Annotated in this window: 21 protein-coding genes and 1 pseudogene; 16 read left to right on the top strand and 6 right to left on the bottom strand. The window is 53.1% G+C overall.

Annotated features, from left to right (window positions below):
- The first annotated feature begins 11 nt into the window (after window positions 1–11).
- The 14 genes and pseudogenes from rpsN (at window position 12) to rplQ (ending at window position 9,204) form a co-directional block, all read left to right on the top strand.
- The gene (rpsN, locus tag ACQ6WK_RS05425; protein WP_432799729.1) at window positions 12–281 is read left to right on the top strand and encodes a 30S ribosomal protein S14; all 270 of its coding nucleotides are present in this window, start codon (window positions 12–14) and stop codon (window positions 279–281) included.
- A gap of 70 nt (window positions 282–351) precedes the next feature.
- Window positions 352–750 carry a 30S ribosomal protein S8 gene (gene rpsH / locus ACQ6WK_RS05420; RefSeq protein WP_432799728.1) on the top strand — a complete coding sequence of 133 codons (399 nt, stop codon included), beginning with the start codon at window positions 352–354 and terminating at the stop codon, window positions 748–750.
- A gap of 50 nt (window positions 751–800) precedes the next feature.
- A complete protein-coding gene (gene rplF / locus ACQ6WK_RS05415) occupies window positions 801–1,343 on the top strand; it encodes a 50S ribosomal protein L6 (RefSeq protein WP_432799727.1) in 543 nt (180 codons plus the stop codon).
- Between the two features lie 59 nt (window positions 1,344–1,402).
- Complete coding sequence (gene rplR / locus ACQ6WK_RS05410) at window positions 1,403–1,759, top strand: 50S ribosomal protein L18 (protein ID WP_432799726.1); 357 nt, start codon at window positions 1,403–1,405, stop codon at window positions 1,757–1,759.
- Between the two features lie 40 nt (window positions 1,760–1,799).
- Window positions 1,800–2,288, top strand: a pseudogene (gene rpsE / locus ACQ6WK_RS05405) (30S ribosomal protein S5); the annotation flags it as partial.
- A gap of 342 nt (window positions 2,289–2,630) precedes the next feature.
- Window positions 2,631–3,077 (top strand): 50S ribosomal protein L15, encoded by a 447-nt coding sequence (gene rplO / locus ACQ6WK_RS05400; protein ID WP_432799725.1) that lies wholly within the window; start codon window positions 2,631–2,633, stop codon window positions 3,075–3,077.
- A 105-nt stretch (window positions 3,078–3,182) separates the two neighbouring features.
- Window positions 3,183–4,577 carry a preprotein translocase subunit SecY gene (gene secY, locus ACQ6WK_RS05395; protein WP_432799724.1) on the top strand — a complete coding sequence of 465 codons (1,395 nt, stop codon included), beginning with the start codon at window positions 3,183–3,185 and terminating at the stop codon, window positions 4,575–4,577.
- Between the two features lie 289 nt (window positions 4,578–4,866).
- Complete coding sequence (gene map / locus ACQ6WK_RS05390; RefSeq protein ID WP_432799723.1) at window positions 4,867–5,646, top strand: type I methionyl aminopeptidase; 780 nt, start codon at window positions 4,867–4,869, stop codon at window positions 5,644–5,646.
- 132 nt (window positions 5,647–5,778) lie between these two features.
- A complete protein-coding gene (gene infA, locus ACQ6WK_RS05385) occupies window positions 5,779–5,994 on the top strand; it encodes a translation initiation factor IF-1 (RefSeq protein ID WP_432799722.1) in 216 nt (71 codons plus the stop codon).
- 56 nt (window positions 5,995–6,050) lie between these two features.
- Window positions 6,051–6,167, top strand: coding sequence for a 50S ribosomal protein L36 (rpmJ, locus tag ACQ6WK_RS05380; protein WP_432799721.1), 117 nt, complete (start codon window positions 6,051–6,053; stop codon window positions 6,165–6,167).
- A gap of 76 nt (window positions 6,168–6,243) precedes the next feature.
- Window positions 6,244–6,627 (top strand): 30S ribosomal protein S13, encoded by a 384-nt coding sequence (rpsM, locus tag ACQ6WK_RS05375; protein ID WP_432799720.1) that lies wholly within the window; start codon window positions 6,244–6,246, stop codon window positions 6,625–6,627.
- A gap of 199 nt (window positions 6,628–6,826) precedes the next feature.
- Window positions 6,827–7,204, top strand: coding sequence for a 30S ribosomal protein S11 (gene rpsK, locus ACQ6WK_RS05370; protein WP_432799719.1), 378 nt, complete (start codon window positions 6,827–6,829; stop codon window positions 7,202–7,204).
- A gap of 147 nt (window positions 7,205–7,351) precedes the next feature.
- A complete protein-coding gene (locus tag ACQ6WK_RS05365) occupies window positions 7,352–8,368 on the top strand; it encodes a DNA-directed RNA polymerase subunit alpha (RefSeq protein WP_432799718.1) in 1,017 nt (338 codons plus the stop codon).
- Window positions 8,369–8,583: 215 nt separating this feature from the next.
- Window positions 8,584–9,204, top strand: coding sequence for a 50S ribosomal protein L17 (gene rplQ, locus ACQ6WK_RS05360; protein ID WP_432799717.1), 621 nt, complete (start codon window positions 8,584–8,586; stop codon window positions 9,202–9,204).
- 79 nt (window positions 9,205–9,283) lie between these two features.
- On the opposite strand, the gene ACQ6WK_RS05355 is transcribed toward rplQ, so the two are convergent.
- The 6 genes from ACQ6WK_RS05355 to ACQ6WK_RS05330 all read right to left on the bottom strand — a co-directional run bounded on the left by ACQ6WK_RS05355 (window position 9,284) and on the right by ACQ6WK_RS05330 (window position 16,341).
- On the bottom strand, window positions 9,284–9,790 hold the full coding sequence (locus ACQ6WK_RS05355) for a lactoylglutathione lyase family protein (protein ID WP_432799716.1): 507 nt from the start codon (window positions 9,788–9,790) through the stop codon (window positions 9,284–9,286).
- A 217-nt stretch (window positions 9,791–10,007) separates the two neighbouring features.
- Window positions 10,008–10,400: an RNA recognition motif domain-containing protein gene (locus tag ACQ6WK_RS05350; RefSeq protein WP_432799715.1), complete on the bottom strand. Its 393-nt coding sequence runs from the start codon at window positions 10,398–10,400 to the stop codon at window positions 10,008–10,010.
- A gap of 381 nt (window positions 10,401–10,781) precedes the next feature.
- Window positions 10,782–11,189, bottom strand: coding sequence for a bifunctional nuclease family protein (locus ACQ6WK_RS05345; RefSeq protein ID WP_432799714.1), 408 nt, complete (start codon window positions 11,187–11,189; stop codon window positions 10,782–10,784).
- A 490-nt stretch (window positions 11,190–11,679) separates the two neighbouring features.
- The gene (locus tag ACQ6WK_RS05340) at window positions 11,680–13,143 is read right to left on the bottom strand and encodes a transcription antitermination factor NusB (protein WP_432799713.1); all 1,464 of its coding nucleotides are present in this window, start codon (window positions 13,141–13,143) and stop codon (window positions 11,680–11,682) included.
- A gap of 127 nt (window positions 13,144–13,270) precedes the next feature.
- Window positions 13,271–15,028, bottom strand: coding sequence for a response regulator (locus ACQ6WK_RS05335; RefSeq protein ID WP_432799712.1), 1,758 nt, complete (start codon window positions 15,026–15,028; stop codon window positions 13,271–13,273).
- 293 nt (window positions 15,029–15,321) lie between these two features.
- Window positions 15,322–16,341 carry a polyprenyl synthetase family protein gene (locus tag ACQ6WK_RS05330; protein WP_432799711.1) on the bottom strand — a complete coding sequence of 340 codons (1,020 nt, stop codon included), beginning with the start codon at window positions 16,339–16,341 and terminating at the stop codon, window positions 15,322–15,324.
- 283 nt (window positions 16,342–16,624) lie between these two features.
- On the opposite strand from ACQ6WK_RS05330, the gene ACQ6WK_RS05325 reads away from it, so the two are divergent.
- On the top strand, window positions 16,625–17,884 hold the full coding sequence (locus tag ACQ6WK_RS05325) for a serine/threonine protein kinase (RefSeq protein WP_432799710.1): 1,260 nt from the start codon (window positions 16,625–16,627) through the stop codon (window positions 17,882–17,884).
- A gap of 208 nt (window positions 17,885–18,092) precedes the next feature.
- The gene (locus tag ACQ6WK_RS05320) at window positions 18,093–18,644 is read left to right on the top strand and encodes a thioredoxin family protein (protein WP_432799709.1); all 552 of its coding nucleotides are present in this window, start codon (window positions 18,093–18,095) and stop codon (window positions 18,642–18,644) included.
- The last annotated feature ends 52 nt before the right edge of the window (window positions 18,645–18,696 follow it).

The following is an 18,696-nucleotide window of genomic DNA, read 5'->3' as shown; positions in this document are numbered from 1 at the left end:
CGGAGAAATAAATGGCTTCGAAATCGTCAATCACACGCAACACGAGAGTCCAACGGACCATCGATAAGTACGCCGAAATCCGTAAGAAGATGAAGGAAGAAGGCGACTACATCGGGCTCCAAAGACTCCCCCGGGATGCAAGCCCCACACGTCAAGTCAATGCCTGTGCACTGACCGGCCGTACGAAAGGCTACTACCGCAAGTTTAAGATCTCGCGAAACATGCTCCGTAAGCTTGCACTCGAAGGCAAGATCCCCGGCATGCGTAAAGCGTCATGGTAATCACAAACACACGGCAGGTTGCTTCTAAACGAACTAACTCAGACCTGCCCGTAGCTTTTGGAGAACGTAGATGTCTCTGAGCGACCCAATCGCTGATATGCTCACTCGGATCCGCAACGCGGTCCGGTCCAACAAGACCAAGGTCGATATCCGTGGCAGCAAAGTCTGCACCGGCATCGCAAAGGTGCTCAAGGAAGAAGGCTTCGTCGATGACTACAACTTCATCGATGATGGCCGCCAAGGCATCGTACGCATTGACCTGCGTTACGGACCAAACGGTGAGAAACTGATCCACGCCATCAAGCGCGAATCAACGCCAGGCCGCCGTGTCTATAGAAAGGTCAGTGAGCTCCCACGCCCACTCGCCGGACTCGGTATCTGTGTTGTCTCTACGCCAAAGGGTGTGCTGTCAGACCGTCAGGCACGTAAAGAACAAGTTGGCGGCGAGCTGCTCTGCACCGTCGAATAATGTCACAGTCGTAAGCTCTCCGCGAGCTGCAGACTCAAAAGGAAACACCAATGTCAAGAATCGGCAAAAAAGCAGTAGCCATCACTGATGGCGCCGACGTCAAGCTCAACGGCAACGAAATTGTTGTCTCTAAGGGCAAGGCGACACTGAAATACACGCATCGTCCTGAAGTCACCGTCAAGGTAGACGCAGACGCAAAGCAAATCATCGTTGATCGCATCGACGACTCGCGTACCGCCAAGGCCATGCACGGCACCACCCGCACCTTAATCGCCAACATGATCGAAGGCGTCACCAAGGGCTACACCAAGCAACTCGAAATCGTAGGCGTTGGTTGGGGTGCAAAACAGCAAGGCATGGAAGTGCATCTAAACGTTGGCTTTGCCGACACCCGCAAGGTACCGATCCCCGCAGGCGTTGAAGTGAAGATCGAAGGCCAGAAGCTCACGATCTCCGGCGCAAACAAGCAAAAGGTTGGTGAATGTGCCGCAGCCATCCGTCAACACAAGAAGCCTGAACCCTACAACGGCAAAGGCATCAAGTACCACGACGAAATCATCGTCCGTAAGCAAGGTAAAGCTTTCGGTAGCTAATTGAAGTAAACACCCATCCAACAGTAGGGCGCACCTGACGCCTGAATAAGAGACCAAAGATGGAAAAGAATAAACTCAAAACACTCCGTCGCTCACGCCGCAAGACAGGCATTCGTAAGCGCATCACAGGTGTCGCCGAGAAACCACGGCTCACCGTCTTCCGCTCCGCGAAGCACATCTATGCACAGATCGTGAACGACCTCGATGGCAAGACCATCCTCTCAGCCAGCTCCGTCTCTGCCAAAATCGGCAACGGCGGCAATGTAGACGCAGCCAAAGCCGTCGGCACCAAAATCGCCGAAGACGCAAAAGCTGCCGGTATCGAATCAATCGCTTTTGATCGCAACGGCTTCCGTTATCACGGACGCGTTAAGGCTCTCGCCGATGCGGCTCGTGAGGCAGGCCTCAAGTTCTAATCAATAAAGCCAAGAAGCCAAACGGCTCAAAGGAAAGAACATGGCGGAAGTATTAGCAGACACACAAGCTCTCGAATCCACGACGCTCGGCATCTACCGCACAGCCACCGTTGTTAAAGGTGGTCGTCGGTTCAGCTTCGCAGCCCTCGTTGTTGTTGGCGACCGTAACGGTTCCGTCGGCATCGGCTACGGCAAAGCACCCGGCGTCCCTGCAGCTATTGAAAAAGCTCAGAAGGATGCGAAGAAAAATATCAAACAGGTCATCCTCAAAGCAGGCACCCTGCCCCATCCCGTGACTGGCCGGTTCGGTGCATCCACCGTCCGTCTCATTCCAGCTGCGCCTGGTACCGGTGTCATCGCCGGTGCAACCGTCCGTGCAGTGTTGGAAATGGCCGGCGTGCACGACTGCCTGACCAAGTCATTCGGATCCAATAACCACAAGAACCTCTCCAAGGCCGTCATGGAAGGTATGCTCTCACTCCGCACACGTGCAGACATCGCACGTCTCCGTGGTGTCGAGCTTGATGAAACCGAAGTCGACGAAATCCTCAAGGCTTCCAAGAAGTTCATGTCCGAAGCAACCGATGCTGGTGCTACCGCTGAAAAAGCAAAAGCACCCGTCAACACCGTCGGCCAGAAAAAAGAACGCGGCGGTAAACCTCGCCGTGGTGGCGGTGGCCGCGGCCGTCGTGATGAACAACCCGCTCAACAAGCCCCTGCCGCAGAAGCTGCTGCACCAGAGGCGCCAGCCGCTGAGGCTCCCGCCCCGGAAGCACCTGCTGCTGAAGAAAACAAGAGCGAATAACAAACCAAACCACAAGCGTTTCAACGATGATCAAAACGACGTCGTGAAACAGGAGCGATATTCACCATGATGATCCACGAAATTACTGCAAAGGTTGGCGCACACAAAAAGCGTAAGCGAGTCGGCCGTGGTCCTGGTTCTGGCACGGGTAAAACTGCCGGACGTGGCCACAAAGGTGCCGGATCACGCGCGGGTTACTCAAATTCAGGTGCCCACGAAGGCGGTCAGATGCCGCTCTTCCGTCGTGTCGCCAAACGCGGCTTCTCCAACGCTCAGTTCCGTAAGGAATTCAGCATCGTCAATCTCAAAGCACTCGAAGCCCGCTTTGACGACGGCGCTGAAGTCAATGCTGACATGCTTGTTAAAGTCGGCCTCATCCGCTCAACCAAGCTTCCTGTCAAGGTGCTTGGCGAAGGCGAACTGACCAAGAAGCTACAAGTCACCGCCGCCAAGTTCTCCAAGTCTGCTTCGGAGAAAATCGAAAAAGCTGGCGGCTCTGTCACTGTCGCCTGAGATTTTTGCTAATGTCATGATCGCGATACGTACAGGTGAGCCTCGCTCACCTTCTCGCGTTTCAAGATCAAACGATAAAACCACGCATCAGGGAATGACCACGACATGCTCCAGGCATTCTTCAACATCTGGCGAATCCGTGAACTCCGCGTGAAGCTTCTCTTCACCGTAGGGATGCTGGCTATTTACCGGATCGGTTTCTTTATCCCACTTCCGGGCGTTGACCAGAGTGCGCTGAAAACATGGGCCGACCAATCTGCGGGCGGTGCTGTCGGCAACCTCATCTCTTACGTCCAGATCTTCACCGGCGGGTCACTCGGCCAATCAACGATCTTCGGCCTCGGCATCATGCCATATATTTCTGCCGCCATTATCTTCCAACTCCTCGGCACTGTTTGGGAACCCCTCAAGCAACTACAAAAGGAAGGTCCCGCAGGACGCCAGAAGATTCAGGAATATACCCGTTATGCCACAGTCGCACTGTGTCTAGTTCAAGCCGCGTTCTGGATCTCATTCCTACAATCCGGCCAGAACCCATTCGTCTACCCCGAGTACATTGGCACCATCTCCTTCTGGCTCTCCGGCATTGTCGGCCTCACCGCTGGCACCGTCTTCCTCATGTGGCTCGGTGAGCAAATCGACAAATACGGAATCGGTAACGGTGTCTCACTCATCATTACCGCTGGCATCATCGCCGGCATGCCCAACGCCATCGGCTACATCTACAAGGGCTTCTCCCTCACTTCCGGTGAAGGCGACTACACCCCGATGTCTGTCCTCTTCCTCATCGGTGCCTTCATCGCCGTCGTTGCAGGTTCGATCATCATCACGCAAGGCCAGCGCCGCATCCCGATTCAGCAAGCCAAACACACCCGCGGCCGCAGAGTCTACGGCGGTCAAAAATCATACCTCCCCCTCCGTGTCAACCACGGCGGCGTCATGCCCATCATCTTCGCTCAGTCACTCATGATCTTCCCATCCATGATCGTCGGCTGGATCGCAAGTACCGTCCCCACTGGGGCAACCGGCTGGTGGGTTACTATCCTCGGCATTCTCAATGACAACTTTGCCAACCTCACCGGATACCTCTACGTCCTCACTTTCATTGGCATGATCTACTTCTTTGCCTATTTCTGGACCACCGTCCAGTTCCAGCCCAAAGAAATGGCCAATCAACTTCGTGACCACGGCTCCTTCATCCCCGGACGCCGCCCCGGACCACGAACCGCTGAATACCTTGAAACTGTCATGGAACGCATCACTTACGTCGGTGCAGGCTTCCTTGCCATCATCGCTGTCATCCCGACCATCGTCACCGGACTCATGGGAGTCGACTTCAGCATCTCCCAATACCTCGGCGGCACAGGTCTTTTGATCGTGGTCTCAGTCATGCTCGACTTTGTACAACGAATCGAAGCACAACTCCTCATGCGTAATTACCCTGGCTTCCTTGCTCAAGGCGACGCTAAGGGACCAAAAATCCGAGGAGCTCGCCACTAAAACGAACTTTTAACCCCCGGCCATCCCTTCCTGAACACCTCAGCAAGGCAAAAGCCAACCGCAAAACCTCGCCAAACACAACCCCACACACGAAAACTCACCCCTGTCCGGCCAGGATGATGATCCCGGCCATCCGGATACATGACCAACACACCAAGTCATACTTCCGTGAGGGGCCTCAAGTTCCTTTACTCCCGTCCTTTACAGGACTTGTCAAGGCCGTACAACCGTGGTAGCATTCCCAATTCGCTCCGGTTGTCGCCCGAATTACAGGTAAGGCAGCCAAGGCATGGCCATTACGCGAAAATCGCCTAAAGACCTCGAAAAAATGCGTGCAGCCGGTCGGATCGTCAAAGCAGTCCACCGCCGCATTGAAGAAATATGCAAGCCCGGCATCACCACCAAAGAGCTGGATGAAGAAGCCTTCAGAACCTTCACCAACCTCGGTGCCAAGGGCCTGTTTAAAAATTACCCCACGTATAAGCCCGGGGAAGGTTTCCCCTCTCATACGTGTATAAGCGTCAACGACGTCGTGGTTCACGGCATCGCTGACGACAGAGTCATCAAAGATGGTGACATCGTCGGCCTCGACTGTGGCGTCCAATTGGACGGCTGGTGCGGGGACGCAGCAACCACCATCCTCGTCGGGGATGTCGCCCCGGATGTCCGCAAACTATGCGAAGACACCCAGCACATTCTCGAATTGGCAATCAGTGAAATCCGTCCCGGTCGAACCTGGTCACAAATCGCACGGCTAATGCAAAACTACGCCGAACGACAAGGCTACGGTGTCGTCCGAGACTTCGTCGGGCACGGCATAGGTCGAAACATGCACGAGGACCCCAAAGTCCCCAACTATGTTTCACGTGACCTGATCCGCAACGACATCAAGCTCACCGAAGGCCTCGTCCTCGCCATCGAGCCCATGTGCAACCTCGGCACTAAAGATGTGCGAACCCTCGCTGACGGATGGACAGTTGTCACACTCGACGGCAAAGCCTCAGCTCATTACGAGCACACCGTTGCCATCACCGCCAAGGGTGCCGAAGTTCTCACCGACGGCAACTGACAATCAAACCGGCATCAACCGATCACTGATGTCATTGACTTCATCTCCAGAAGATGATCTCACTGATCTCACTGATCCCCGGCAACCTAAACCCCTGCCGACCGCTCAGTAGAATCCAGAAAGAAGGTTCAATTGGCCAAGGAAGACAAACTCCAGTTCGAAGGCGAAGTCCTCGAAGCACTCCCCAACGCGATGTTTCGCGTGAAGCTCGAGAACGACCATGAAATGATCGCCCACATCTCCGGCAAGATGCGTATGCACTACATTCGTATCCTCCCTGGAGACAGAGTGACCGTCGAAATCAGCCCTTACGACCTGTCCAAAGGCCGCATTACCTACAGACACTAGCTCTCCTAAGACGCTAGCCACACAGAATTTAATCCCTACAGCCACAGAGGTGGAATATGAAAGTACGTGCTTCAGTCAAAAGAATCTGCGAAAACTGCAAGGTCGTCCGTCGTAAAGGCGTCGTCCGTGTGATCTGCTCATCCAATCCAAAGCACAAGCAGCGTCAGGGATAATCCCAGAAAATACCACCGGCAGCGAGATGTGATATAATCCGCTCCCTGTGATTTTGCCCTATAAAGGAAAGACCAAATGCCCCGTATTCTTGGTGTTGACATCCCAGACAACAAGCCGCTCCGCGTCGCACTCACCTACATCTACGGTGTAGGCCCACACCACGCAGCGCAGATCGTTGAAAAAGCAGGCATGGACGGCCAAGCCCGTGCCAACACACTCAACGAAGACCAACTCGCTCAGATCGCCGGCATCATCGAAAACGACTACATCGTTGAAGGTGCACTCCGCCGCCAGATCGGCCAGAACATCCAACGCCTCCGCGACACACGCGCCTACCGTGGCCTCCGCCATCGTCAAGGCCTACCATGCCGTGGACAGCGAACAAAAACCAATGCACGTACCCGTAAGGGTCGCAAGAAGACAGTCGCCGGCAAGAAATCCGTCAAGGGCATGAAGTAATACTCGGAAGTTTGGGAGCATCGTTTCCATCCTTCAAAGGTTTCTTCATCTACCACACGATCAACCGCCTGCTGTCAAAAATCAAACATGTATACTCGGTCCGTCGTCGGGCCGGGTTTCTCTTTTTCGAGGATAAGTTGCCCGCCCGTTCAGTTCCCCAAGGGAGAGCGGCAACGCCAGTAATTTTCGAGGTAGCCCAATGGCTAAACGTACACGTAAAGTCCGCCGTAATGTCTCCCGTGCCATCGCACACGTGAAGTCGACTTTCAACAACACCATCGTCACACTCACCGACATGAACGGCGAGACGATCTGTTGGGGTTCCGCTGGCACCGCCGGCTTCAAAGGCTCACGTAAGTCCACCCCATTCGCCGCAACACGCGCCGCCGAAGAAGCCGCCGCCGCCGCGAAGAAAATGGGTGTCACCGAATGCGAAGTCCGCATCAAAGGCGCTGGCCCCGGCCGCGAGTCTGCCGTCACCGCCCTACAGGCAAACGGCATCAAGATCACCGCGATCGAAGACCACACCTCCATCCCACACAACGGCTGCCGCCCACGTAAGAAACGTCGCGTCTAATCTCACGCCGCGTCTCTTGCACCCTTTAAAACAAGTATTTTTTCCGTCTTTGTGAACAGAAGCCACTGCCTGTTTCCAGCACCTGCAGATGTGCGTGAATCACAAAGATCTCTCTAAATTAAAACTGCTGGACATTGGAGCATTATCATGCGTATCCGATGGAGAGGCCTAGAACTCCCCCACCGTGTTGTCCTGGACGAAAAAGTCTCAGGCGAAACCTACGGCAAATTCACCATCGAGCCATTCGAACGTGGCTTCGGTACAACGATCGGCAACTCACTCCGCCGTATCCTCCTTTCATCTCTCGAAGGTGCCGCAATCACCTCCGTCAAGATCAAAGGCGCACCACACGAATTCTCCAGCCTCGAAGGCGTCATGGAAGATGTCACCGACGTCATCCTCAACGTCAAAGACCTCGTCGTGGACATGGACACCGACGACACCAAGACCATGCGGCTTCAAGCTGAAGGTCCCGGTGAAGTCACCGCCGAACTCATCGAAGCAGACAGCTCGATCGAGATCCTAAACCCAGAACGTCTTCTCGCCACGCTCACTAAGCAGATCGACTTCGACATGGAATTCGTCGTCGAGCGTGGCCGCGGCTACGTCCCCGCTTCCGAGCAATACGATGCGAACAAGGACCAAGAAGTCGGCGTCATCCCTGTTGATGCAAACTTCTCTCCTGTTACCCGCGTGCGTTACCGCACCGATGATACCCGCGTCGGCCAGAAGACCAACTACGACAAGCTCACGCTTGAAATCTGGACCAACGGTACAACCACCCCTGAAATGGCGCTCGTCGAAGCCGCCAAAGTCCTGCGTAAGCACCTCAACCCGTTCGTCATGTACTACGAACTCGGCAAGGAAACCGCTTCCGAGCAGGCCGCAGCCGCAGCCCGCGTCGACGAAGAACTCATCCGCAAACTGCAGATGCCTGTTTCCGAACTCGACCTCTCCGTACGTGCAAACAACTGCCTCGAATCCGCCAAGGCATCCGTCGTCGCAGACCTCGTCGCCTACACCGAAGCCGACCTCATGAAGGTTCGCTCCTTCGGCAAGACCTCACTCCGCGAAGTGAAACGCAAGCTCTCCGACCTCGGTCTTGAGCTCGGCATGTCGCTTCCACCGGAAATCAAAAAGGCAGTGGACATTAACCCTGTCTAATCATTGATTAGAACGCATGACCCCAGTGAAAACCGTGGTCATGTTTTTGAAAACATCCTGTTTTCATTGGAGCCACCACGCTCCGGTCCAATGTTGGACCTCTGCCCCGCGGCAGTTTTAACCATTAAAAACAGGGTTTCGCGGGAGTGACCCGCTGAATCGCATGTCTCAACGCATTCAGCCTGTCAAGAAAGGACATACAGATGAGACACAACATGGCAGGCCGCAAACTCGGCCGCAACACCGCGCACCGTAAAGCATTGTGGCGTAACATGGCCGTTTCGCTTTTCACTCACGGCCAGATCACTACCACACTCCCCAAAGCGAAAAGCCTCAAGCCTTTCGTCGAAAAACTCATCACCGCCGCAAAGAAGGGCGACCTCGCATCACGCCGCCGCGTCATCGCAGCACTAGGCACCAACCGCATCCTCATCCGTGGTGATGATGATGAAAACATCGAACGCAACAAGTACGGCGAAATCACCAAAGCCATGCGTAGCAGAGCCCCAAAGGTTGTGCAGCACCTCTTTGATGAAATCGCACCGAAGTTCGCTGACCGTAACGGCGGCTACACACGCATTATCAAGCTCGGCAAGCACCGCATCGGTGACGCCGCAGACCTCTGCGTCCTGCAGATCATCAGCGACGAAGACACCGGCCCACAAGTTTCCGGCCAGTCCTCACGTCGCCGTGAAAAGGCCAACCGCCGCATGGAACGCGCCGCAGCAGCACGCAAAGGCGCTGCTGTTGAAGAAGCACCAGCCGAAGAAGTCGTTGCAGAAGTAGAAGCCGAAGTCGAAGCTCCCGAAGCAACCGACGAAGAAAAAGCTGAGTAATCAGCACACAACAAAACCGTTCAAAAGAACCTCGCTCAAGCGGGGTTCTTTTTTTACGCACCATTAATTATGAAATCTCTTATTCGTAAGCACCCGACGAGTAGATCAACTCATAAGAATGCGAGTACAACTCAAAAATAATCCCAAACGGATCTTCAACGTACACCATCCGATATGGCTTGCTCCCCGGATAGTAATACCGAATCGGCATCCGCTGCTTCCCACCATACTCTACAATCTTTTCAAGTAGCCCCTCTACATCCGGATCCTGCACTGCAAAGTGAAACGTCCCACTTTTCCAAAATTCAAAACTTTCTTTCCGCCGCTCCGCATTGCGAAACTCAAACAGCTCCACACCAATCCCATCACACGTCGATAGATGCGCAATCTTAAATCGCTCCCACCCTTCTCCAAAAACATCATCACACATCACACCGATCGCCGAATCATCCGACACAATCTCCGTCGGCGGCATAATCGTATACCACCCCATCACCTGCGTATAAAAATCAACCGCCCGTTGAATCTCCGGCACCGACAAACCAATATGCGAAAACCGTCTCGGATACGGATGCTTGTTCTCCATACACAAGCATAGCGCAGTTGTTAACTGCAATCACCCATCACATAAGATCGCCGCACTTGGCCCTATAAACCATCACCTAAACCACAGCCAACCACGATCGTCACCAATAAAAAAAAGCGCTCCACCTTTCGGTGAAGCGCTTGGCTTATATCCGTTGTCAATCGCATCAAACCTTCACTGTGTCACGGTTCAACACGTTGCGACAAGTCGCAATGATTTAGTAGCTGTCATCGCGGCTGTAACCGCCACCGCCACCGTAACCACCACGGCCGCCGCCGCCACCGCCGCCGCCGTAACCACCACGGCCACCGCCACCACCGCCGCCGCGACCACCACGGAAACCACCACCGCCGCCACCACTACGTGGTTCGCGTGGCTTTGCTTCGTTGACCTTAAGGCTGCGGCCTTCGAATTCGGTACCGTCGAGTTCTGAGATTGCAGTGTTTGCTTCGTCGTCGTTTGGCATCGTGACGAAAGCAAAACCACGTGGACGCCCAGTAGCGCGGTCCATGATCATCTTCACTTCGTCAACTTCACCGAAGTTATCAAACAAGGCGCGTAGCGAATCTTCGCCAGTTGAAAAACTAAGGTTGCCTACATAAATGTTCATTTGGATGACTCTCCATCTGTGCTGCATGACGTGCAGCTTCTGCCGGTTCTTGCATGAACCAAATTTGAATCGATCTGACAACAATCGTCAGACCATAAGGCTCTGTCATGCAATTCTTCGCGAGTGGACAGTCAAGACTAGAAATTCAGATCACGGACCGGAACGTCGCGCGCTTTCCTGTGCTGGCATCGAATGTCATGGATCAGAATACCAGCGTATTGTGTGCTGGATTGGGGAAAAAGGCAAGATCCAGCCAATACCGAATATAAAAAAAAGCAAGATTCTTTCGAATCTCAGATATTGGGGATCAGGCAGATTACCTAGCTTACACCTCCACCCAGCCACAACCTGCACAGCTCAACCACCTCCTCAAAACTCTCCTCACGATTCAAACGGCTTGCTCACATCCTCCAACACCTGCTCTGCCACAAAGATCGGCACCTCTGACGCCACACCCAATGCAATCGCATCTGAGGGCCGAGAATCGATCTCATACACCAAATCCTCGTGCTTCAAAACGATCTTTGCAAAGAAAGTATGCTCCTGCAGGTCTGAAATGACGATTTTCTCGATCTCCGCCCCCAGCTTTGCGATGATGTCGCTCATCAACTCATGTGTCAACGGCCTAGGCGGCAAATGCCCCAATAACCGTCGCTCAATCGCCGCAGCCTCATAAAACCCGATCGTGATCGGCATCACCCGCTCCCCATCCTTCTCTCGCAGCTCCACGATATGCGTGTCATCCGTCTCTTGGATGAGAATCCGAGCAAGTTCGACCTGAATGAGCATACATAGCCCCTTTTCTTCTACAGTTCGCGCTGCTGTATTGTGTCGCCTAACGCTCCCAGCGTCCAGCCTCATCTCACATGTTCACGATTCTTTTGTGCCATTGACGGAACAGCAACCCACCTCATTCATCAATCCAATTGCCATCCAAAGTTAAGCTGGGATAGCGTGTATTCCTAAAGCCATTTTCTTTTGCATACACACCACGCAAATAAACAATGACATGCCTAACGCGACTCTCAGTGTCATGATCGCAAATCGGTTTAGAAGTATCTCACTGCATTTCTGCCTGATATCGTCACCAAAACTTTAATGGGGGAGATAACAGTGATGCGAAAATTCAGTTCGTTACTATCGGTATACGCCTTCGCGCCTAATCTCCTTGGCCACCAAAACACACGCCACTGTCCTGACCTTCGATTCTGGCAGCTTCAACATAGCCCATCCCTTTGTGTGTGGGTTTTTTATGTGACATATTGAAAGTAAATATGATCTAAGGGATCTGGATCAGCGCATGATATGAGCCGTCATGATAGCGTGCCTGTGCATCACGAACCGTCGGCCACTGATGCGGTGAAACATACAGCGATTTCAATGGCAATTGAGACCGCAACGTCGAAGGATAAATTTGCATCTGATGAATCAACTCCCCACCCGTCGTATCAAGAATATACTGCGTCTGCTGTTGATTCTCTTCTGGTTCAAGCGAACACGTCGTATACAAAATATATCCACCATCTTTCACATGCCCGAACAACTCGGTAATGATCTCATGTTGAAGCGTTGTTAAATCCTCAATCGATTGATCGTTCAATCTATACCGTGCCTCGGGCCGCCTTGCCAACACTCCTGTGTTTGAACACGGCACATCTAGCAGCAACAAGTCCACTTCGTCACGCGGCAGATCTGAAGGATGCATCGCCGTCACATTCACAAATTCATCTGCCACTTCAATCAAGTCTGCTCGTCGATGATCATCGATCTCTGTCGCGGTGATTCTTGCCTGCGAAAAAAGATTCGCAAGCTGCCGTGTCTTGGTCCCACGTCCTGCACAAAAATCAATCACAGAGTTGATCGGCAAGTCTGCTACCGACAAAAGTGCCTGCACAGACGCAGGATCTTGTACCCGCCGTCTTGGATGCCCCGCCAAGAACGTCTTCAATTCATGGTGTGACCCCGTCCAAACCAGAAAGCCCGGCAACTGATGCGGCAGGTACTGCTCATCCAATTCCTCTAACTTAAACGCTGGCTCAACAGAAACAATCGTCGGCGGCGTAATTGTGTTGTGCAAACAGATTGCCATCGCATCCGTTGGACCAAGTTGATCCAACCACCGCCGAGGCAATCGTCTTGGATGTGAGGTCACCACCGATAGATGCTGAATCAAATCCACCGGGTCCGGCAAAATCGGCTCCGCCAACACCACCGTACCCCCATCATTCGGCAGCGCATTAGTTGCAGGCTTCCATACCAGCTCTGGCTCGTGTGCCGTGACCAGCTCGGCCAATCTTCTCAATACCGCATTCACCAATCCCGCTGCTTTTGGCCGTACCAACTTCCGTGCCAACGTCACTGATGAATCCACCACCGCATACGACGGAATCCGCGACATAAACACAATCTGCGCCCCACCCGTAAGCAGCACCGCACGCAGCGTCGGCTCCAACGTCCCTATTGGCTTCTTCAAATACCGCGAGAGCAAAAATTCCAGCGTAATCCAGCGTTGCAAGGTCGTCCGATGAATCGCTGTCGCTAACCCCGCATCGACGGATGGCAATCCTCCCGTGTGCAAAGTTGACGGCGGAAGATTAGGATACTTCGTCACCGCATGCGCAATCGAAACCGCGGCAGCCAACCGGGCATCGACATACGGCGGCTTCGGTAACTTACCCAGTACCGAATCGCCACCCTTTGCTTGAGATGAAGCGCGTGAACCATCACGCTTACCGCTGGACACGATCAGACATTCCTCCAATGGTTGTGAATGCGCGGCAGATATGAAAACCATCAATCTGCAAATCAGACAGCATCACGGGCCAAACCGCCCGTCCCCTCGCCCCTGATTTGAACTGGTCATTAGAGTATCAGGATTGATCGCTCTGAGCACGATCTTTTTGTTCTTGATCAGAAATGTCAGCGGGTGGCATGTCCGTGTTCTCCTCTTCCGTCGGCACACCCAAAGCCTTACGGACCTCTTCGATCAGCTGATCCACCTTGAACGGCTTGAACAGCACCGAACTCAATCCCTCCTGCGAAGCTCGTACGATTGAATGGTGCGGATCATACCCAAAGCCTGTCATCAATAGCACCGGTGTACCCTCATTCGCCCGCTGGGCAGCTGCAAAAATCTCGTACCCATTACGGTACGGCATCTTGATATCCGAGATCACCAGATCGTAATCCGACTTCTGCTCCAGATGCGAACAAGCTTCGTACCCATCTTTGCACGTCGTTACCACGCAGCCATATTTTTGTAATACATCCGTGATCGTCTTGCGAATATTCGGCTCATCATCCGCGATCAAAATCTTCTTGCCTTTCAGATGCGGATCATCCACCTGCTCCACCACGCGCTCACTACCCAGCACTGCCTTCGGCCCTGCGATCACCGCACGCACCGAATCACGCAGCGACGTGACGTTATCCAAAATACGGTTGAGCCGCGCCCGCATAGAGTCGTCGCCGATGTATTCTTCCATCAGCGTCTGTGCTTCGGTCACAATATCATTGATCGGCTGCGCCATTTCCTGAGCCACGGAATCCGTGATCTGGCCCGACGTGGTAAACCGCTCGGTCACCAGCAGATTCAAAATGTTCAGCGCCAGCGCCACGTTACGCCCAAAGATTTCCGCAAACTGTCGGTCTTCTTCCGTGAACGCGCCAACTGAAGATGACTCGACGTTGTAAACGCCAACGATCTCGTCGAACAAAGTCAGCGGCACCGTCAGCGAACTCTTGCAATGCTGCAAACCAATCACATACCGTGGGTCTTTTTCCGTGTCGTGACAAATGTAAGATCGCCCTGTTGCGCCGACGTAGCCGGAGATGCCGTTGCCTTCCGGCTGCGCATAAAGATCAATCTCCAGTGCTTCCTGCGGTAGCCCCTCTGAGATCACCACCTCCAACTTATTCGATCGCTTATCCAATAGACGCACTGTGAAATGATCAAAGTGCATCAAATCCTTCGAGTACCGAATAATCTTGTCCTGCAAAATCTTCAAGCGATCCGACGGCGCCGCTTTGGCAACCACATCCGATTCGATCCGCGCCAGCTCTCGGCCGGCTGCGTCAATCGCATCAATCTTCGATTGAAGTCTTCGTCCTGTTGTTGCATCCCAAACCACCGCAACCACCTGCCGCACTTTGCAACTTTCATCCACCACCGGAGAAGTAATCATTTCGTAGTAACGATCATGCACCTGAAACGTAAACTTCTTGGAACGCGGGGCCTGATTTGATGTGTCGCGCGCCACGATCGAGGTAAAGATCGATAGCGCCTGCGTACAAATACGTTTGGTATGCTCCACGACCTCAGCGGCAAAGTCGTTCATCCTGTTGTTCGACCACGAACACCGTCCATCCGAATCCACCACCAGCACACCTTCGCCGATGGTGTTCAAAACCATTGAAGCCTTCTCACCCACCAGCGCCCGCTCCAACGGCAGGAAGTCGCCTACGTCCGCATACACAGCATGGTACGTCTCAGAACGCATCGCCTCCATCGCATCCGACATGGAGGCCACCGTCTCAATCTCAAACTCGCTCGCAAGTAAACCTGCCACGTCAATGTTGCCGGTGACGCGACCTTTCAGGAGCAAAACTTTTGGGCGTTGGGTACTCATATATGTGTAGTTTGATGAGGAATGGTCAAAGATGCAACGCAGGGCCAATTCGCCATTTTACTTATCGGCTTATCCGGCAATACCTGCCCAGCCGATTGCCTAAAATGGCTACGGGCCAATCGCCACAAATATTATGAGCACACCCCGCCAGAAATCACGGACAAAGTGATAAAATCCGCAAAAACAGAGCCTTCATATCCATATTCCGCCCATCCGATAGCCCCACAACACAGCAAGCGACCGCCTAAGAGCTTCTTGATTTGGCTGATTATATTAGATTATTAAAAGAGGGATCAGAATTCTCGAGACAACACCGCATCTGCCATGCTAATCAGTAGACTCGCCGCCGGTGATTCAGGCAAATGCTCTGTCACTACCAACTTTGCTTGCTCGACCAGTGACGCAGCTTTGTCACGAGCATAGTCCACCGAACCAAACTGACGCAATCGACCAGCAATGATGCCAACCTGCTCATGCCTCGTTTGCTCTGGAAGATCAGTCTGTCGCTGCTGATCAAGCAATGACAACATCACGTTACGATCCGCTTCATCAGCTGTATTCAGATAGTGAATCAACGGTAAGGTCAGCTTCGATTTCTCAAGGTCTCGCCCAAGTGACTTACCCACCGTCTGCTCATCACCAAGCAAATCCAGCACGTCATCAACGATTTGAAAAGCAATGCCGAGCTTTTCACCATAGCTGTAAAGTGCATCTGCCGTATGTGGTTGCGCCTTGGAAAGATAAGCTGCCAGCTTGCAGCAAATCCCACAAAGCGACGCGGTTTTACGCCGAATAATGTCGTAGTACGTCTGCTCAGTCAGATTGAAATTCTTGCGGTTGTGCAGCTGCAGCAACTCACCTTCACAGACCGTATTGGTTGCGTCAGCAATCATCCGAGATACATCGCTATCCGGAATCGACGAGCACAGGTGATACGCATGCGAAATGAGATAGTCCCCGAGCATCACTGCAGCTTCGTTGCCGGACAGATTGTTGATCGTTTGCCCCCGCCGACGCATCTCCGCTTCATCAAGAATATCGTCGTGTACCAATGTTGCCATATGCACCATCTCGGTGACGGTCGCCACGATCCGATGCGAATCGTTCACTGGAAAGCCGTCCGTTGAAACACACGCCATGGCAGTCACCAGCACAAGCGTTGGCCGAAGCATCTTGCCGCGATATCTTTCGATATGGTTGACCAGATCGTTGACACATGCCAAATCTGACTGGAGTTCGCTTGCGAAGCGGCGTTCCACATCAATCAGGTCGGCAGCCAGCCGTTCACTGAGTTCGCTATCTTGTTGTGCCAACACGAGCATTCTTCGAGCCACCTCTCCGAAACATTACATTCACATCCTGTGAGCATTTAGATTGTAATGTTTTGTGGCCGGTTATGCCTAATCATGGATGAAAATCTTAAAAATGGGGTTTAGCAACCACCTTACACGTCCGATACATCCGAGTAGGATGGCTGCGTGTGACAAGCCGCCAGGACCACTATTTTTGAGCCGACATTCGCCACAAAGCGGTTCCATCTGATAAGATGATATAAATAGCCGCCTTATATTCATTAATGCACGTGTTGATTCTTCAATGACAGATCCTGCGCAACAATCCCAACAAACCAGTGCTGACACCTTACTCGGTCGCCTCGTGGTCGAACGCGGGTTGGCTTCTGAGCAGGAAGTGCAGGCGTGTCAGGATGAACAGCGCGAAGCGCTCAAGGACAGTGATCCCAATCAGCGCAGTCTTGCAGAATTACTCGTCAGCGCGGGGCATGTCACACGCAAGCAGATCGAGCGGGTACTTCCCGAAGTAGAAGAGCAAAAAGTTCGCCGACAAATCCCCGGCTACCAAATCCTTGGTACTTTAGGCAAAGGTGCCATGGCCACGGTCTACAAAGCAAAACAGCTTTCGCTGGATCGACTTGTTGCGGTCAAGGTTCTTCCGAAAAAATACACCAAGAATCAGGAATTTATCGACCGGTTCTATGCTGAAGGTCGCGCGGCTGCGAAACTGAATCACGCCAACATTGTCGGTGCACTCGACGTTGGTCGCGCAGGTGATACGCACTACTTCGTGATGGAATACATCAAAGGTGCCAGCGTCTTTGAAGAACTCAGCGCCAAAGGCAAGTACACCGAAGAAAACGCGCTGCGCATTGGCCTGCAAACCGCCAAAGCACTCGATCACGCACATAAAGCAGGCTTCATCCACCGTGATGTCAAACCTAAAAATGTGATGATCACCACCGAAGGCCAAGCCAAGCTCGCTGACATGGGTTTGGCTCGTGCGATCAGTGACCGTGAAGCGGCGGAAGCAGAAGCTGGCAAAGCGTTCGGCACACCCTACTACATTTCCCCCGAACAGATCCGCGGCGAAGTCGATGTTGATTTCCGTGCTGATATCTACGGCCTCGGTGCCACCATGTACCACATGGTCACCGGACAGGTTCCCTTTGACGGCCCGAACCCCAGCGCGGTGATGCACAAACACCTCAAGCAAGAACTCATCCCGCCAGACCACATCAGCAAAGATCTCACCACCGGAATCTGCGAAATCATCGAAGTCTGCATGGCCAAAGATCGCAACCAACGATACGAAAGCACAACCTATCTGATCGAAGACCTCGAAGCTGTCCAACGCGGCGACGCACCGATGCACGCACGTGAAAAATTTGATCTTTCACAACTTGCTCAGTTAGATAAGCAGGAAATCAATCAGGGCGATCTCGCGGTTCTCGAAAAGAAAACCCCGCAAACTGACATGCTCAATCAGCCACTGTTCTGGGTCGCCGTGGTGGGTTGGCTTTTCGTGGCGGTACTGGTGATTGTGCTGATCGCCACTGGGTGACCACGAATAGCTATGCAAGAACACAAATAAGGGGCAGCCGGAGGGGCTGCGTGACATAAAAGATATTTTGGTGCAATAGGTACGCAACGCGTGCTTTTTTTATGCGCACCACACCCTCTCCCCTCTCCATGGAAGAAATCGCTTGCCTATGATGTTGTATCCAAAGCCGGCATTACACCGCGACAAATAGCCCGCAGAACGAGGTTTCATGACTGATCATCCAAACATATCTGAACCGAACCCTGCCCCACAGCAGCCCGCCCCAAAGCGCAGATCGTCATGGTTTGGCTGGATGCTGATCCTCCTTGCCGTCGGCATCGTTTACGGTTCAGTCCAATATCGTGAGTGGGCGCGTGAAAACGCAGATCAAGTTGCTTGGCTGACCAATATCGATGTGGGCCTTGCGACCGGCGTTGAAACCGACAAGCTTATACTGCTTGAATTCACCAGCAAAACGTGTGGCCCCTGCCAAATGATGAAGCAAAATGTCTTCAGCGACAACGAAGTTGCCGCCACACTGAATGAACAATTTATCCCTGTGCGGATCGAGATGACCAAGCTGAACAACAACCAAGCTGCACAACTGCTTGGCCAATACAGCGTGAACGCCACGCCAACCTTTGTGATCGTGAAAGGCAATGGTGAAGTGATCGGGCGAGAGGTCGGCTACCTCGACAAACCTGTGTTTCTGCAATGGCTTCGCCAGGTTCAGGCACGAAACACGCAAGCGATAGCCATCCCCGCAACGTCCGAGAAGTGAATCACTGAAAAAGCGTGTCCGAAAAAGCATCCCATACTCCGGGTGAAACCCT

It is taken from the genome of Poriferisphaera sp. WC338 (genome assembly GCF_050931845.1).
GTDB lineage: Bacteria > Planctomycetota > Phycisphaerae > Phycisphaerales > Phycisphaeraceae > Poriferisphaera.
This window is presented reverse-complemented; position numbering and strand designations above follow the sequence as displayed.

What these genes read in the sequence shown, in the direction of transcription:
- rpsN (WP_432799729.1), top strand. Translation starts at nt 12, where the DNA reads ATGGCTTCGAAATCGTCAATCACACGCAACACGAGAGTCCAACGGACC.
- rpsH (WP_432799728.1), top strand. Translation starts at nt 352, where the DNA reads ATGTCTCTGAGCGACCCAATCGCTGATATGCTCACTCGGATCCGCAAC.
- rplF (WP_432799727.1), top strand. Translation starts at nt 801, where the DNA reads ATGTCAAGAATCGGCAAAAAAGCAGTAGCCATCACTGATGGCGCCGAC.
- rplR (WP_432799726.1), top strand. Translation starts at nt 1,403, where the DNA reads ATGGAAAAGAATAAACTCAAAACACTCCGTCGCTCACGCCGCAAGACA.
- rplO (WP_432799725.1), top strand. Translation starts at nt 2,631, where the DNA reads ATGATGATCCACGAAATTACTGCAAAGGTTGGCGCACACAAAAAGCGT.
- secY (WP_432799724.1), top strand. Translation starts at nt 3,183, where the DNA reads ATGCTCCAGGCATTCTTCAACATCTGGCGAATCCGTGAACTCCGCGTG.
- map (WP_432799723.1), top strand. Translation starts at nt 4,867, where the DNA reads ATGGCCATTACGCGAAAATCGCCTAAAGACCTCGAAAAAATGCGTGCA.
- rpmJ (WP_432799721.1), top strand. Translation starts at nt 6,051, where the DNA reads ATGAAAGTACGTGCTTCAGTCAAAAGAATCTGCGAAAACTGCAAGGTC.
- rpsM (WP_432799720.1), top strand. Translation starts at nt 6,244, where the DNA reads ATGCCCCGTATTCTTGGTGTTGACATCCCAGACAACAAGCCGCTCCGC.
- rpsK (WP_432799719.1), top strand. Translation starts at nt 6,827, where the DNA reads ATGGCTAAACGTACACGTAAAGTCCGCCGTAATGTCTCCCGTGCCATC.
- ACQ6WK_RS05365 (WP_432799718.1), top strand. Translation starts at nt 7,352, where the DNA reads ATGCGTATCCGATGGAGAGGCCTAGAACTCCCCCACCGTGTTGTCCTG.
- rplQ (WP_432799717.1), top strand. Translation starts at nt 8,584, where the DNA reads ATGGCAGGCCGCAAACTCGGCCGCAACACCGCGCACCGTAAAGCATTG.
- ACQ6WK_RS05355 (WP_432799716.1), bottom strand. Translation starts at nt 9,790, where the DNA reads ATGGAGAACAAGCATCCGTATCCGAGACGGTTTTCGCATATTGGTTTG.
- ACQ6WK_RS05350 (WP_432799715.1), bottom strand. Translation starts at nt 10,400, where the DNA reads ATGAACATTTATGTAGGCAACCTTAGTTTTTCAACTGGCGAAGATTCG.
- ACQ6WK_RS05345 (WP_432799714.1), bottom strand. Translation starts at nt 11,189, where the DNA reads ATGCTCATTCAGGTCGAACTTGCTCGGATTCTCATCCAAGAGACGGAT.
- ACQ6WK_RS05335 (WP_432799712.1), bottom strand. Translation starts at nt 15,028, where the DNA reads ATGAGTACCCAACGCCCAAAAGTTTTGCTCCTGAAAGGTCGCGTCACC.
- ACQ6WK_RS05325 (WP_432799710.1), top strand. Translation starts at nt 16,625, where the DNA reads ATGACAGATCCTGCGCAACAATCCCAACAAACCAGTGCTGACACCTTA.
- ACQ6WK_RS05320 (WP_432799709.1), top strand. Translation starts at nt 18,093, where the DNA reads ATGACTGATCATCCAAACATATCTGAACCGAACCCTGCCCCACAGCAG.